The organism is Streptococcus hillyeri (genome assembly GCF_003686955.1).
Lineage (GTDB): Bacteria > Bacillota > Bacilli > Lactobacillales > Streptococcaceae > Streptococcus > Streptococcus hillyeri.
In genome coordinates this window covers 76,068-89,106 of the sequence record NZ_RCVM01000001.1, presented here as the reverse complement: position 1 = coordinate 89,106, position 13,039 = coordinate 76,068, and the positions used below count along the sequence as shown (strand labels likewise).

Here is a 13,039-nt window from a genome sequence, read left to right as displayed (position 1 = left end):
TCTAATTTTAACTTTTGATTCTTTAGCACATTTTATTCAACATATCAACACGAATTTGGTGGCGACCTCCATCGTACTCACCTTCAACAAATCCTTTAGCGATATTTTTGGCAACACCAGGTCCTACAATTTCAGAACCAATGGTAATGATACGTGAGTTATTGTGACCACGTGTCATATAAGCAGAGCGTTCATCTGAAACTTCCGCAGCAATCATCCCTTTGATTTTAGTTGCTGTCATGAAAGGTCCCACACCATACGCATCAACTACGATTCCTAAGTTTGAATCGTTAGAAGTCACTTCTTTAGCAACTGCTAAAGTTACATCTACGAAGTCTTGACCAACTTTACTCACATCAACAACTTCTTTACCAAGTTCAATCAAGTATGATTTAACTGTCTCTTTAAGTTCTGTACCTGCTTTATCAGCACCAATAATTACTGCCATTTTCTTTCTCCTGTTACATTAGAAAATAATTGAATGTAGCTACATCGACGATAAATTTTTGCAAAACTGTTTGAAATAACGCTTTCATTATTTCTATGGCATTATAATATCACCAACAAAAACAAAAGTCAACACTTTTTTGTTTATTTTTTATCTTTTTTAATATTTTATGTTTGTTTTGTTAGTTTTATGTGTTTTTTAGTTAGAATTTCATTTAACATTGATATTCATTATTAATTGAAAGCTAGAAATAATTCGATTTTTACTTATAGTTAACTACAACGTATCATTAATTTTCTTTTGTGTTTGTTTTGTTTCGTTTTATTGTTTATTTGTTTGTTTTATGGTAAAATAGTAACAATAAGTCTTTTAATACAATTGAAAGGGAATAAATTATGATAAAAAAAGAAAGGCATGAACGTATCTTAGATATGTTAAAAGTTGACGGTATTATCACTGTTAAAGAAATGATAAAAGAATTAAACATTTCTGATATGACTGCCCGTAGAGATTTGGACGCTTTAGCCGAAGAAGGTCTTTTGACCCGTACACATGGAGGAGCTCAACGTATCTATAATCCTGAAGAACCTCATGAAAAAACACATATTGAAAAAAAAGTACTTCAAACCAAAGAGAAAAAACGCATTGCTCAAAAAGCTAACTCACTAATCACAGATGGCGAAACCATTTTTATTGGACCAGGTACTACCCTTGAACATTTAGCTATTGAGTTAAAATCTCGCAATATCCGCGTGATCACCAACAGTCTTCCAGTTTTCCTTATCCTCAACCATAGTCAAACCATAGACCTTTTATTAATTGGTGGAGAGTATAGAGAAGTCACCGGTGCTTTTATTGGCTCAATGGCAACAGCTAACTTAAAAACCTTGCGATTCTCTAAAGCCTTTGTAAGTGCCAATGCTGTTTCAGATAACGCCATTGCTACTTATAGTGATGTTGAAGGAGAAATTCAACAATTAGCACTTGATAATGCTGTTGAAAAAATCTTGTTGGTTGATAGTACAAAATTTAACCGCTATGACTTCTTTAACTTTTATACATTAGACCAGCTAGATGCTATCATTACCGATAATCAAATCACCCAAGAACAGCTGGATGAATTCGGACAAAGCACCACCATTATTCAAGCGGATTGAACACGCGCAACAAAAAAACAGTCATTTTTATAATCGACTGTTTTTTATTTGAAGGAGAAAATTCCTATTCTAGAAATTGAGAAAGAAAAAAGAGAACTGGATAGCTCTCAATATTTCTTAGGTAATTTTTATCTGTAAAATATCAATGTCTATTTTTCTCAATCAATTCATTAAGTTGAATTTTACCCACCTTCATCATCTCTTCCTCCACCCTACTCCATTTTCCAAAGAGGCATTCTTGTAGCACTTCTGCCGCTGGACCATCATCCATTTCAGAATCATAGACACATGTTCTATCTCTCTGATAGATTTGAATCTGGTCAAAGAGTTTATCGTTTTCTAACTCTCTTAGATTATCGACTAAATGCTCTACAATACCATCGTGATGTTCTTTAGGAGTTGCTCTAGCTTGGCTTGGATTTACGGCATAGACTTCCTCGTAACGGATTAAGGTGCTGAGATAGGACAATTCAGGTTTGGTTGCTATCAAAGCTAACGAGACTTGATAGCCTCTTGATTTCAATAACTGAGCTGTTTTTCGTGGGACTTCTGCCGTTCTCAAGGTTCCTTCAATTAACAAATGATAACCTTGCTTGCTGAGTTCATCAACAAGGTGTTCCACCATTTTTCCTGCAAAACCTTTGGTATAATCCACGCTATCTTTACCGTATTCTTCCTGCAAGGCTAGATAATTCGGGTGTAAAGAGCGATAGCTATCACCGTCAATAATGATGATATTCCCTTGGAACTCTTTCTGCTTGATACGGTGTATCGTTGTCTTACCTGCTCCGCTTTGCCCACCAAGTAAGATAGCTTTTGGGTTAACTGATGTCTCTTTGCCACGAGTTAAGGAACGAATGGTTCGTTTTAAGGCAAAGTCAAAATCATCTTGATGATAGTCTGCCAGTGCCATTAAGCCACCACCTGATGACGAGCAAGCTCCAACATTCGCTCAATACCATCTAAATAACCATTGTAACGCTCCACTTCATCAAACGTATTAACAAGGTAAATCTTGGTATTGATAAGGTCTGACAAGTCATCACTCATTAAAATCCAAGGATTGGTCTCATCGTCAAAAGCGATTCCTTGACTATCTTGATAGCGATATAGTTGAGATAAAATAGCTGCGCCACGCTCTTTGATGACTTCTATTTTTAGCGTCAATTGATAATCTTCTACTGGTGTTAGCATTTTTTCTTCTCCTACAATATCGACATAAGAAACATTGAATTTCTGACAAATACAATCTATTAGCTCTATCGAGACAGAACTCGTTCCATTTTCATAACGGCTAAGGCTATTACGTGAAATCCCCACTATTTTAGCGAACTCTGGTTGTGTCAAATCATGTGTTTTTCGTAAGGATTTGATATTTTCTCCAATCATAAGTCCCTCCTCTATTCAAGGTTTATTATATCATAAAAAACAAAAACGCACCAAAATTGGTGCGTTGATTCGTTTAATGCCCCAAGGCAAACCCGCCTGTGACATACTCCTCCAACATGAGGCGATGTTTAGTAGATACAGACTCTAGCTGGTCGATTTCTTCAATGCTATCGCCCTTTTAGTCGCTTAATTAATTGCTTAGCAAATAATAATGCAATTTCATCAGAACTATACGAGTTAGAAGAGATTACTTGAATCTCTCCAACTTCGGGATATTTATCATGTAAATCATCATGAGAAATATTATGAATTATAGGCAAAATTAATTTTTGTCCCTCGCTAGTTTGTCTAGTTAAAAACTCATTTAACTCTTTTTCAGTCCACTCTCTATCAAAAAAATTTTCAGAAATAACAATAATTGCAAAAGTTGCTTTCTTTACACCATCTAATATGCGTTGCTTCCAATTATCTCCCCACTCTAAAGAATTCTTATCATAAAAAATATTGACACCTAACTTCTCCAGAGAGCGATTTAATTCATCAACAAAATCTAGTTTATCTTTGTTCGCATGTGATAGAAAAACATCATAGGCAGAGGTAGTTTTGTAAGACATATTTACTTCTTTCATTTCTTTAGTTCTCTCATAAGAGTAACCATCTTTTAAAACTTGGAGATAATAAGGTATGTTATCAGCCCAAGTTACTGAAATCAATCCAGCTTCTTTTAATTCTTTAAAACATCCTCGAAGGATGGTATCGTCTTTTCTATTCAACTTTTCAAATCGATTACGCCAGTAATTACCCGTATCCTCATTATCAATGATATCTTTTAAAACTTGCTCTGCTTCTAGTGATACTGTCATCTTTCATCTCTTTCTAAATAAAGATATAGAGTTAATCTTTAATACTCTTTCTCATTATAGCCAAAGTCAGCGAGGTCGAGTTTTTTGTCTCGCCAGTTTTTCTTAACTTTGACCCAAGTTTCTAGGTAAACTTTGTCACCAAGCATGATTTCGATATCGCGACGTGCCATTTTGCCAATCTTTTTGAGCATGGCGCCTTGTTTGCCGATGATAATGCCTTTTTGGCTATCACGTTCAACCATGATTGTTGCACGGATGTGAACCTTATCTGTCTCCTCGTCACGCTTCATTGATTCAATCACTACGGCTACTGAGTGTGGAACTTCCTGTTGAGTTAGGTGCAAGACTTTCTCACGGATCATTTCTGACACAAGGAAGCGCTCTGGGTGGTCTGTGATTTGGTCTTCTGGGAAATATTGGAAACCTTCTTCCAGATTATCTGTCAAGATACGGAGCAAGGTGTCCACATTATTACCTTGAAGAGCTGAGATTGGGATAATTTCTTTGAAGTCCATTTGACTACGGAAATCATCAATCTGCGCTAGCAATTGGTCTGGATGAACCTTGTCAATCTTGTTAATCACAAGGATAACAGGGATTTTAGCAGCCTTTAGGCGCTCAATAATCATGTCATCCCCTTTACCACGCGCCTCATCAGCAGGCACCATGAAAAGCACGGTTTCAACTTCTCTAAGGGTTGAGTAGGCAGATTCCACCATGAAATCGCCAAGCGCCGTTTTTGGCTTGTGAATACCTGGGGTGTCAATGAAGACGATTTGCTCAGTTTCTGTCGTGTAAATCCCCATGATTTTATTGCGCGTTGTTTGCGCCTTGTCACTCATGATGGCAATTTTCTGCCCCATGACGTGGTTTAGAAAGGTCGATTTCCCAACGTTTGGACGACCAAGAATGGCTACGAATCCTGATTTGAATGTCATTTCAATTTCTCTTTTCTTTGTTAGATTTCTTCTATTATATCATAGATTTGGAAAAAGGCAGAGCTAACATCTGAAACAATCCTAAAACGAAAATATCCTATACACCATAGTAAAAAGGCTGGGCAATACCAACCTTTCAATTCCTATTAATCAATTCCAATTTCTACACGGACAACATCTGCAATGGTGTCAACGTAGTAATCTACTTGCTCATGTGTTGGTGCTTCTGCCATGACACGGAGCAAAGGCTCAGTTCCACTTGGACGTACCAAGATGCGACCATTGCCATTCATTTCGTTTTCCATTTTTTCAATGATAGCTGCAATAGCTGGGACTTCCATCGCCTTATCTTTCATGCTATTTTCAACACGGATATTAACCAATTTTTGCGGGTAAATCGTCACTTCAGAAGCCAACTCAGAAAGAGATTTCCCAGTTTCTTGCATCACTTTTGTCAACTGAATTGCTGTTAATTGCCCATCACCAGTCGTGTTATAATCCATGATAATCACATGACCAGACTGCTCACCACCGAGATTATAGCCATTTTTACGCATTTCTTCGACCACATATCGGTCACCAACAGCCGTTACAGCCTTAGCAATTCCCTCGCGATCAAGCGCCTTATGGAAACCAAGGTTGGACATGACTGTCGTGACAATGGTATTTTGTGCCAACTGACCTTTTTCAGACATGTACTTACCGATAATGTACATGATTTTATCACCGTCAACAATCTCCCCATTTTCATCAACAGCGATCAGACGATCACTATCACCATCAAAGGCAAGGCCAATAGCAGAGCCAGATTCTTTCACCACTTCTTGCAATTGTTCAGGGTGAGTTGAACCGACACCAGCATTGATATTAAGCCCGTCAGGTTTATCACCTATCACCGTAATTTCTGCACCTAAATCCAAGAAAATATTGCGTGCCGAAGCTGCCGCAGCACCATTTGCCGTATCAAGGGCAACCTTCATGCCATCTAAAGAAAGTCCCGTTGAAACCATGAATTTTTCATATTTACGAAGCCCTTCCGGATAGTCAACAAGAGTTCCTAGCCCTTCTGCTGATGGACGTGGGAGAGTGTCTTCTGCAGCATCAAGAAGTTCTTCAATCTCTGCTTCTTGATCATCAGCTAACTTAAACCCATCACCACCAAAGAATTTGATTCCATTATCCAATGCTGGGTTGTGACTAGCTGAAATCATGACTCCTGCGCTAGCATTTTCCGTACGCACCAAATAAGAAACACCTGGTGTCGCTAAAACACCTAGCTTATAAACTTCAATACCAACTGAAAGCAAACCTGCAATCAAAGCAGACTCAAGCATCTCACCTGAAATACGTGTGTCACGCGCCACAAAAACTTTCGGACGCCCTGTCTCATGCTGACTAAGAACGTAACCACCAAAACGCCCAAGCTTAAAAGCCAATTCTGGCGTCAATTCAACATTAGCTTCACCACGGACACCATCCGTCCCAAAATATTTACCCATCTTTATGATACAGAGGTCGTTAAGAAAGCGAGAAGAAAATAGGAAACTCAACGAAGTGTCCTAGAGACACTAGGAGAGTTTATCATTTTCTCGACGCTTTTAGACTGAGTTCAAATGTCTAGCCTAACAACCTCATTACCTTTCTTTTATATTAATTTTTTGCCAGTTATTGGCTAAATCACTTCGGAAATAAGACACTTTTTTTAGCGTCCCGTGTTCAATTCCAACCACAATTAGCTGGTATCAAACATTTCCTTTCTCTAATTTTCTATTATATTACTAATTAAATTCTCTTGCGAAAAGTTTGAGGCGTAGACTGAGTTCAAATGTCTAGCCTAACAACCTCATTACCCTTCAAGTTTCCATAAGAATGTCGACATAATTTTCACACAATCAGGAGCCTAAACTCCCTTTTATGAAAATCCACTCTTATAAATACCATCTTAGTCTAAACTTTCTGTGTGTCAAAAAGATAACTAAACTATTTCTTCTTCACAACATTAAGTGTCACATCTACTACTTCTGGTGTTACACTGACACCGTCTGCTTCAAGAGGCATGGTGTGAATCGCTGATTCTTTTAAATCAGTGATATCAACAAAGATAACCAGTTCATCTATAGACTCTATTGCTTTTTGAGTTCCTTGAATCACTGCCTTATCAAAGGATAAGCCATATTTTATATCTGATACTTCACTGCTCATATTACCGATATACTCAACCCTGATAGGAACAGTTTTCGTCACTGGTTTGACTTTGATTTTCAGATTTGCACTAGCAGGTTCAACGACTGCTGGTAAAATCATACCATTTTGAGAAACTGCCTGTAGGGTTACACCATCGTTATAATCCTCATCAAGTCGCGTTCCATCTGGAAGAGCAGCCACCACATGGTCAATTTGACCAATATTTGTCTCATCACTTGTGACTTTGACCTTTGTTAAGCTTAATTCATAAGACTCCAATGCATAACCATCTTCAAACTGGTCCTCAGTCAATTCAACTCTCACAGGAAATGTTTCTGTTTTTTTCTTACCAATGGTAACCGACATACTGACTGGAGAAACTGTTGCAGAGACATCATCTGGTAAATCTTTCACTTGAAGCGTTACCTTACTTGTCCCTTCGCTCAAATTGGTCAAATCGGCAACAACTTTAAAAGTTCGTGTTGACTTATTAATCTCTGAATCAAGCTTCAAACGATTGGTTGAAGTGAGGTACACTTCCGTTTCATAAGAATAACCTGAAATAAAGTATTTATCACTATCATATTTAATATCAATCGGAATATTTTCTAAGGTATGACTGTAAGTCTCTGTGGTTCGATCAAACTGCCCTTGAGTGCTGTTATAGTTACTAGATGTTGCTGCAAAAAAAAGCAACAGGGCAAATAATAACGAAACGAGCCCGATACCAGAGTTTTTTGTAAAAAGTCGTTTTCTCATACCTTCTTACCTCCAAACCACCGTTTCCAGAAACTCTCTTGAACTTCCTCAGTAACCAAAAGACTTCTGAGCAAGGCTTCGAATTTTTCAACACTTAAATCATGGATAAAGTTATCCTTGTAAGCAACCGAAATGGCCCCCGTTTCTTCTGAGACGATGACGGTTAAAGCATCTGAATGTTCTGATAAACCGATTGCTGCTCTATGTCTTGTCCCAAATTCTTTAGAAATGGCTTGAGATTCTGAGAGTGGGAGATAGGAACATGCAGTAGCTACTTTATTTCCTTCAATAATGACAGCACCATCATGCAATGGGGTGTTGGGGATAAAGATATTGATAAGAAGCTGGCTTGAGATATCAGCATTGAGGGGAATCCCACTCATTTTATACTCTCTTAAGGTCTGTGTGCCCTCAATGGACATCAGAGCCCCAATTTTCCGAGGACTCATATAAGCGACTGACTTGACCAAAGCCTCAATCACTTTTTCCTCATCTTTAACAACCTGTGTCCCAATAAAAACATTCGTAGCTCGTCCAAAGCGTTCCAATCCTGCCCTAATCTCAGGAGCAAAAATCACGACACCTGCGATAATTCCATAGGTAATGACTTGATTCATCAAATAAGAAATCGTCGCAAAGCCTAGCCATTCTGCCACAAATTTGGTCAGAACAAAAAATACCGTTCCTTGAATAAGTGTCATCACCTTGGTTCCCGCCAAGGCTTTTATCGAACGGTAAATCAAATAGGCAACAATGACAATATCTAAGATATTAATCGCCAAAACCCAAGGACTTGAAACCAGTGATGCCCAATAATTAGCATCAATATGTGATAATAATTTCATCTGTCGTCACTTGTTCTTTCAAAAATTCTTTCTTAATTATAGCACAAATCAGACCATTTTTCCTTAACTCTCTACATCTTTTATGGTAAAATATGCTCATGACTATAAAAACAACTCTAGGAATTTTAGCTGGTAAATCAGCTCATTTTATCCTTTCAAAATTGGGACGCGGTTCAACGCTTCCTGGAAAAATTGCCCTTAAATTTGATAAAGATATTTTAAATAGCTTAGCTCAAGATTATGAAATCGTTGTTGTCACAGGCACTAATGGTAAAACTCTCACAACTGCTCTCACTGTCGGTATTCTCAAAGAAGCCTTCGGAGAGATTGTGACTAACCCAAGCGGTGCTAATATGATTACAGGGATTACGTCAACTTTTTTAACTGCTAAAAAAGGAAAATCTGGTAAAAAAATTGCGGTGCTCGAAATTGACGAAGCTAGCCTTCCAAAGATTACCGAATACATCACACCAAGCCTTTTCGTCTTTACCAATATTTTCCGTGACCAGATGGATCGCTATGGAGAGATTTATACCACTTACCAAATGATTTTAGATGGTGCAGCAAAAGCACCTCAAGCGACGATTTTGGCTAATGGCGACAGCCCACTTTTCAATTCTAAAAAAGTGGTAAATCCCGTTCAATTTTACGGTTTTGATACTGAAAAAGCTGCGCCAGCTTTGGCCCACTACAACACAGAAGGAATTGTCTGTCCAAACTGTGAAGGCATCCTGCAGTACACTCTTAATACCTATGCGAATCTAGGTGACTATATCTGTCCCAACTGTAACTTCAAACGACCTGAACTCAATTACAAATTAACAGAACTAAAAACAATCACCAATACTGCTTCTGAATTTGTCATTGATGGGCAGGATTACAAAATCAATGTCGGGGGACTTTATAATATCTACAATGCCCTTGCCGCTGTCTCTGTCGCTGAATATTTCGGGGTATCTCCAGAGAAAATCAAGGCTGGTTTTGACAAATCTCGTGCCGTTTTTGGACGTCAAGAAACCTTTAAGATTGGTAACAAATCATGTACACTGGTTCTCATTAAAAATCCGGTCGGAGCAAGCCAAGCTCTCGAGATGATTAAACTAGCTGATTATCCTTTTAGCTTGTCAGTCCTTCTCAATGCAAACTATGCTGATGGCATTGATACCAGTTGGATTTGGGATGCTAATTTTGAACTCATCAATGAGATGGATATTACAGAAATCAACGCTGGTGGTGTTCGTCATTCTGAAATTGCTCGTCGCTTGCGCGTGACTGGTTACAATGAAACTAAAATTACCCAAGCTGAGAAACTGGAAGACATTATGACCTTGATTGAAAATCAAGAGAGTGATTATGCTTATATTCTTGCTACTTACACTGCTATGCTAGAATTCCGAGAGCTCTTAGCTCAGCGCCATGCTGTTGGAAAGGAGATGAACTAATGACTTATACCTCACTACAATCTCCTGCCGACAAGGATTACCAATACGAGCTCAATGTCGCCCATCTCTACGGAAATCTCCTCAATACTTATGGTGATAATGGAAATGTTCTCATGATGAAGTACGTCGGGGAAAAATTAGGGGCAAAAATGACCTTTGATATTGTGTCTGTCGGTGATGAATTTGATGACAATTACTACGATATGGTTTTCTTCGGTGGTGGGCAAGACTATGAACAATCAATCGTTGCCAAAGACTTACCAAGCAAACGTGAACCAATTGACCGTTTCATTCAAAATGACAAGGTTATCCTAGCCATCTGTGGTGGCTTCCAGTTACTCGGACAATATTATATTCAGGCAAATGGTGTTCGCATTGATGGCATTGGAGTGATGGGGCATTATACCCTCAATCAGGAAAATAATCGTTTTATCGGTGATGTCAAAATTCACAATGAAGAATTTAACGAAACCTACTACGGGTTTGAAAACCATCAAGGCCGCACCTTCCTCTCAGATGATGAAAAGCCACTTGGTAAAGTGATTTATGGTAAAGGAAATAATAACGAAGATGGTACTGAAGGTGTCCACTACAAAAACGTATATGGTTCCTATTTCCACGGTCCTATTCTGTCACGCAATGCTAACTTAGCCTATCGCTTAGTCACAACAGCACTTCGTAATAAATACGGTCAGGATATCACCTTGCCTAGCTATCAAGATATTCTCAGCCTAGAAGTCGCTGAAGAATACGGAGACGTTAAAAGCAAGGCAGAATTTGAAAAGTAAAAAAGCACGTTTTCGTGCTTTTTATGCTTCTAGCGTAGCTTTTGCCCCGTCAAAAATCCAATATAACCCATCAAAACGTAACTAACCATAAATGTGGCTACAATTATTTCAAATAAGACTAACATCTGCCAGATACTTGGCACAGGTAAAACCAGTATCTTGACACTACTTTTTAGAGCTGTCGCAGAAATGACCAATGGAAAGGTAAAAGCTGAGAAAGCTGGTGTGAACCGTCGTTTAAGCAGTTTGGGTAATTGGAGCAAGATATAAAAATAGAAAAGCTGTGCTGCTACCAATAAAATTCCTAAAACTAGCTTATTAGGAGTTTCAACATTGCTAACGTAAGCTGCTGTGACAAGAGAAAATGGGGCACAAATTGTTGCCGTGTTTGGTTTCATCGCTGTTTCCAGCGGATGCTTTTTCAACCGATAGAAAATGAGCGGTAAAACTAAAATAGTTGCCACAATGCCATAAATTACAATAAGTTTTCCTATGAAAAATTGTTGACTGAGTGGTGCTGTTAAAGCTGCCACACCAATACCAACATAAAGGACTGTCCATGAGGGAAAAACGTTTTGGAGTGATAAGTTAAGGAGATACTTCTTAGAAAAGAGTACCATATGACCGATTAATGCTACTAGCCATATAAACCACAGCGGTTTCAAGAGCTCAGCAATTGGTTCATAACCCCCAAAGAAATGCTTCAAATAAGTCAAACTGAGCAAACCTGACATGAAAAAAGTCGTAAAAACTGATTGCACAAGAGAACTTCGCCACTGGTTTTGAACACTTTTACGATCGGACAACATCGAATAAAACAAGTATAACCATAACAGCACCGCCACAATAGCACATACGGCAGTTGCCAAAACAGAAAATTCTTTTAACAAATTTCCCAACCCTAACAATCCTAAAATCAGTCCAGAAGTTGCCAAAGGTGCCTTTTCTAATCTCATGTCTCCATCTCCTTTGATTACGTTAAAACTTATTATAGCATTTTTGACATTCTGCATTAAAAATTATTGAGATAAAAACAAAAAAGAGACAAACACTCATGATTGCTCAGCTCTCATGAATGTCCATCTCAGTTTTAATTTTTTACTTTATGCCATAACCACTCCTGGCAATGTTTCACCAATCGCTTCTAAACGTGTTGCCCACTCTTGGCGTGTTAAGCCATTTTCAGCCACGTAGCGGTTACGTTCATGCGCACGGCATTCTGCTGAACAACCACGAACGTATTTGCTTTCTGTTTCTTCTGACATGAAGATTTGTTTGTTACAGTATGGGTTTGCACAGTTGACATAACGCTCACACTCTTCACCAGTAATGTGGTCACGACCGATAACAGTTGGATTCACACGATTTACAGGGACTGAGATACGCTCGTCAAAGACGTACATTGCCCCATCCCAAAGTTCACCCATCACTTCTGGGTCTTTACCATAAGTGACAATACCACCGTGGAGCTGACCAACATCTTTGAATCCTTCACGAACCATCCAACCAGAGAATTTCTCACAGCGGACACCACCTGTACAGTAAACGACAACGCGTTTTTCCATGAATTTTTCTTTGTTATCACGGACCCATTGTGGTAACTCACGGAAGTTACGGATATCTGGACGAATTGCGCCACGGAAGTGACCAAGATCATATTCGTAGTCATTACGTGTGTCAAGAACCACTGTGTTTTCATCAAGCAGAGCTTCCTTGAATTGTTGCGGGTTAAGGTATTCACCAGTTGTTTCAAGAGGATTGATGTCACTATCAAAATCGTTGTCCTCTAAACCAAGGTGAACGATTTCTTTTTTATAACGTACAAACATTTTCTTGAAGGCGTCTTGTGGCTCTTCGTCAATTTTAAACCAGAGATCCGCAAAACGCTCATCAGAGTGCACCCAGTCCATGTACTTCTGAGTGGTTTCGTAGTCACCAGATACGGTACCATTGATTCCCTCATCTGCAATTAAGATACGACCTTTAAGTCCGATAGATTTACAGAAAGCAAGGTGCTCAGCAGCATATTCCTTAGCATTTTCAATTGGAACATATTTATAGTAAAGTAATACACGAATGTCGTTTGACATGTTAGTCTCCTTTTCTCATACGAGTTCATAATAGGTTTCTATTATACCGTGCTTTCACTCTCTTCCAAAGGGTTTTGCTTGTGGTTTTTTTCACAAAAATAAAGCGCATTCTTTTCAAAGAGGATAGTCACCTACC

General features: G+C 38.6%; 13 protein-coding genes and 1 pseudogene. 3 read left to right on the top strand and 11 right to left on the bottom strand.

Features of this window, described 5'->3' with window-relative positions:
* Positions 1-22: 22 nt before the first annotated feature.
* Positions 23-448, bottom strand: a complete 426-nt coding sequence (gene lacA / locus EAF07_RS00360; protein WP_121834319.1) for a galactose-6-phosphate isomerase subunit LacA — start codon at positions 446-448, stop codon at positions 23-25.
* A 395-nt stretch (positions 449-843) separates the two neighbouring features.
* On the opposite strand from lacA, the gene EAF07_RS00355 reads away from it, so the two are divergent.
* On the top strand, positions 844-1,605 hold the full coding sequence (locus EAF07_RS00355; protein ID WP_121834318.1) for a DeoR/GlpR family DNA-binding transcription regulator: 762 nt from the start codon (positions 844-846) through the stop codon (positions 1,603-1,605).
* Positions 1,606-1,747: 142 nt separating this feature from the next.
* On the opposite strand, the gene pezT is transcribed toward EAF07_RS00355, so the two are convergent.
* The 8 genes and pseudogenes from pezT to cdaA form a co-directional block, all read right to left on the bottom strand.
* Positions 1,748-2,518 (bottom strand): type II toxin-antitoxin system toxin PezT, encoded by a 771-nt coding sequence (gene pezT, locus EAF07_RS00350; RefSeq protein WP_121834317.1) that lies wholly within the window; start codon positions 2,516-2,518, stop codon positions 1,748-1,750.
* Positions 2,518-2,994 carry a type II toxin-antitoxin system antitoxin PezA gene (gene pezA / locus EAF07_RS00345; protein ID WP_121834316.1) on the bottom strand — a complete coding sequence of 159 codons (477 nt, stop codon included), beginning with the start codon at positions 2,992-2,994 and terminating at the stop codon, positions 2,518-2,520. Before pezA ends, pezT begins: the two co-directional genes overlap by 1 nt.
* 73 nt (positions 2,995-3,067) lie before the next feature.
* A pseudogene (locus tag EAF07_RS10700) lies at positions 3,068-3,163 on the bottom strand (DNA mismatch repair protein MutT); the annotation flags it as partial.
* Positions 3,162-3,608: a toll/interleukin-1 receptor domain-containing protein gene (locus tag EAF07_RS10695; protein ID WP_245962667.1), complete on the bottom strand. Its 447-nt coding sequence runs from the start codon at positions 3,606-3,608 to the stop codon at positions 3,162-3,164. The gene EAF07_RS10695 and the pseudogene EAF07_RS10700, both read right to left, overlap by 2 nt.
* Before the next feature lie 287 nt (positions 3,609-3,895).
* Positions 3,896-4,795, bottom strand: coding sequence for a GTPase Era (gene era, locus EAF07_RS00330; RefSeq protein WP_121834314.1), 900 nt, complete (start codon positions 4,793-4,795; stop codon positions 3,896-3,898).
* A gap of 146 nt (positions 4,796-4,941) precedes the next feature.
* Positions 4,942-6,294 carry a phosphoglucosamine mutase gene (gene glmM, locus EAF07_RS00325; RefSeq protein ID WP_121834313.1) on the bottom strand — a complete coding sequence of 451 codons (1,353 nt, stop codon included), beginning with the start codon at positions 6,292-6,294 and terminating at the stop codon, positions 4,942-4,944.
* Positions 6,295-6,775: 481 nt separating this feature from the next.
* Positions 6,776-7,738 (bottom strand): CdaR family protein, encoded by a 963-nt coding sequence (locus EAF07_RS00320; RefSeq protein ID WP_121834312.1) that lies wholly within the window; start codon positions 7,736-7,738, stop codon positions 6,776-6,778.
* Positions 7,735-8,583, bottom strand: coding sequence for a diadenylate cyclase CdaA (gene cdaA / locus EAF07_RS00315; RefSeq protein WP_121834311.1), 849 nt, complete (start codon positions 8,581-8,583; stop codon positions 7,735-7,737). Before cdaA ends, EAF07_RS00320 begins: the two co-directional genes overlap by 4 nt.
* A gap of 98 nt (positions 8,584-8,681) precedes the next feature.
* On the opposite strand from cdaA, the gene murT reads away from it, so the two are divergent.
* On the top strand, positions 8,682-10,025 hold the full coding sequence (gene murT / locus EAF07_RS00310; RefSeq protein WP_121834536.1) for a lipid II isoglutaminyl synthase subunit MurT: 1,344 nt from the start codon (positions 8,682-8,684) through the stop codon (positions 10,023-10,025).
* The gene (gene gatD, locus EAF07_RS00305; protein WP_121834310.1) at positions 10,025-10,813 is read left to right on the top strand and encodes a lipid II isoglutaminyl synthase subunit GatD; all 789 of its coding nucleotides are present in this window, start codon (positions 10,025-10,027) and stop codon (positions 10,811-10,813) included. Before murT ends, gatD begins: the two co-directional genes overlap by 1 nt.
* Positions 10,814-10,842: 29 nt before the next feature.
* Here gatD and EAF07_RS00300 read toward each other — a convergent pair whose 3' ends face one another.
* Together EAF07_RS00300 and trhO are read right to left on the bottom strand one after the other, a co-directional pair.
* On the bottom strand, positions 10,843-11,769 hold the full coding sequence (locus EAF07_RS00300; RefSeq protein ID WP_121834309.1) for a TDT family transporter: 927 nt from the start codon (positions 11,767-11,769) through the stop codon (positions 10,843-10,845).
* Between the two features lie 147 nt (positions 11,770-11,916).
* Positions 11,917-12,903 carry an oxygen-dependent tRNA uridine(34) hydroxylase TrhO gene (gene trhO, locus EAF07_RS00295; RefSeq protein ID WP_121834308.1) on the bottom strand — a complete coding sequence of 329 codons (987 nt, stop codon included), beginning with the start codon at positions 12,901-12,903 and terminating at the stop codon, positions 11,917-11,919.
* Between the last annotated feature and the right edge of the window lie 136 nt (positions 12,904-13,039).

What these genes read in the sequence shown, in the direction of transcription:
- glmM (WP_121834313.1), bottom strand. Translation starts at nt 6,294, where the DNA reads ATGGGTAAATATTTTGGGACGGATGGTGTCCGTGGTGAAGCTAATGTT.
- murT (WP_121834536.1), top strand. Translation starts at nt 8,682, where the DNA reads ATGACTATAAAAACAACTCTAGGAATTTTAGCTGGTAAATCAGCTCAT.
- lacA (WP_121834319.1), bottom strand. Translation starts at nt 448, where the DNA reads ATGGCAGTAATTATTGGTGCTGATAAAGCAGGTACAGAACTTAAAGAG.
- era (WP_121834314.1), bottom strand. Translation starts at nt 4,795, where the DNA reads ATGACATTCAAATCAGGATTCGTAGCCATTCTTGGTCGTCCAAACGTT.
- cdaA (WP_121834311.1), bottom strand. Translation starts at nt 8,583, where the DNA reads ATGAAATTATTATCACATATTGATGCTAATTATTGGGCATCACTGGTT.
- EAF07_RS00355 (WP_121834318.1), top strand. Translation starts at nt 844, where the DNA reads ATGATAAAAAAAGAAAGGCATGAACGTATCTTAGATATGTTAAAAGTT.
- EAF07_RS10695 (WP_245962667.1), bottom strand. Translation starts at nt 3,608, where the DNA reads ATGTCTTACAAAACTACCTCTGCCTATGATGTTTTTCTATCACATGCG.
- gatD (WP_121834310.1), top strand. Translation starts at nt 10,025, where the DNA reads ATGACTTATACCTCACTACAATCTCCTGCCGACAAGGATTACCAATAC.
- EAF07_RS00320 (WP_121834312.1), bottom strand. Translation starts at nt 7,738, where the DNA reads ATGAGAAAACGACTTTTTACAAAAAACTCTGGTATCGGGCTCGTTTCG.
- pezT (WP_121834317.1), bottom strand. Translation starts at nt 2,518, where the DNA reads ATGGCACTGGCAGACTATCATCAAGATGATTTTGACTTTGCCTTAAAA.
- pezA (WP_121834316.1), bottom strand. Translation starts at nt 2,994, where the DNA reads ATGATTGGAGAAAATATCAAATCCTTACGAAAAACACATGATTTGACA.
- trhO (WP_121834308.1), bottom strand. Translation starts at nt 12,903, where the DNA reads ATGTCAAACGACATTCGTGTATTACTTTACTATAAATATGTTCCAATT.
- EAF07_RS00300 (WP_121834309.1), bottom strand. Translation starts at nt 11,769, where the DNA reads ATGAGATTAGAAAAGGCACCTTTGGCAACTTCTGGACTGATTTTAGGA.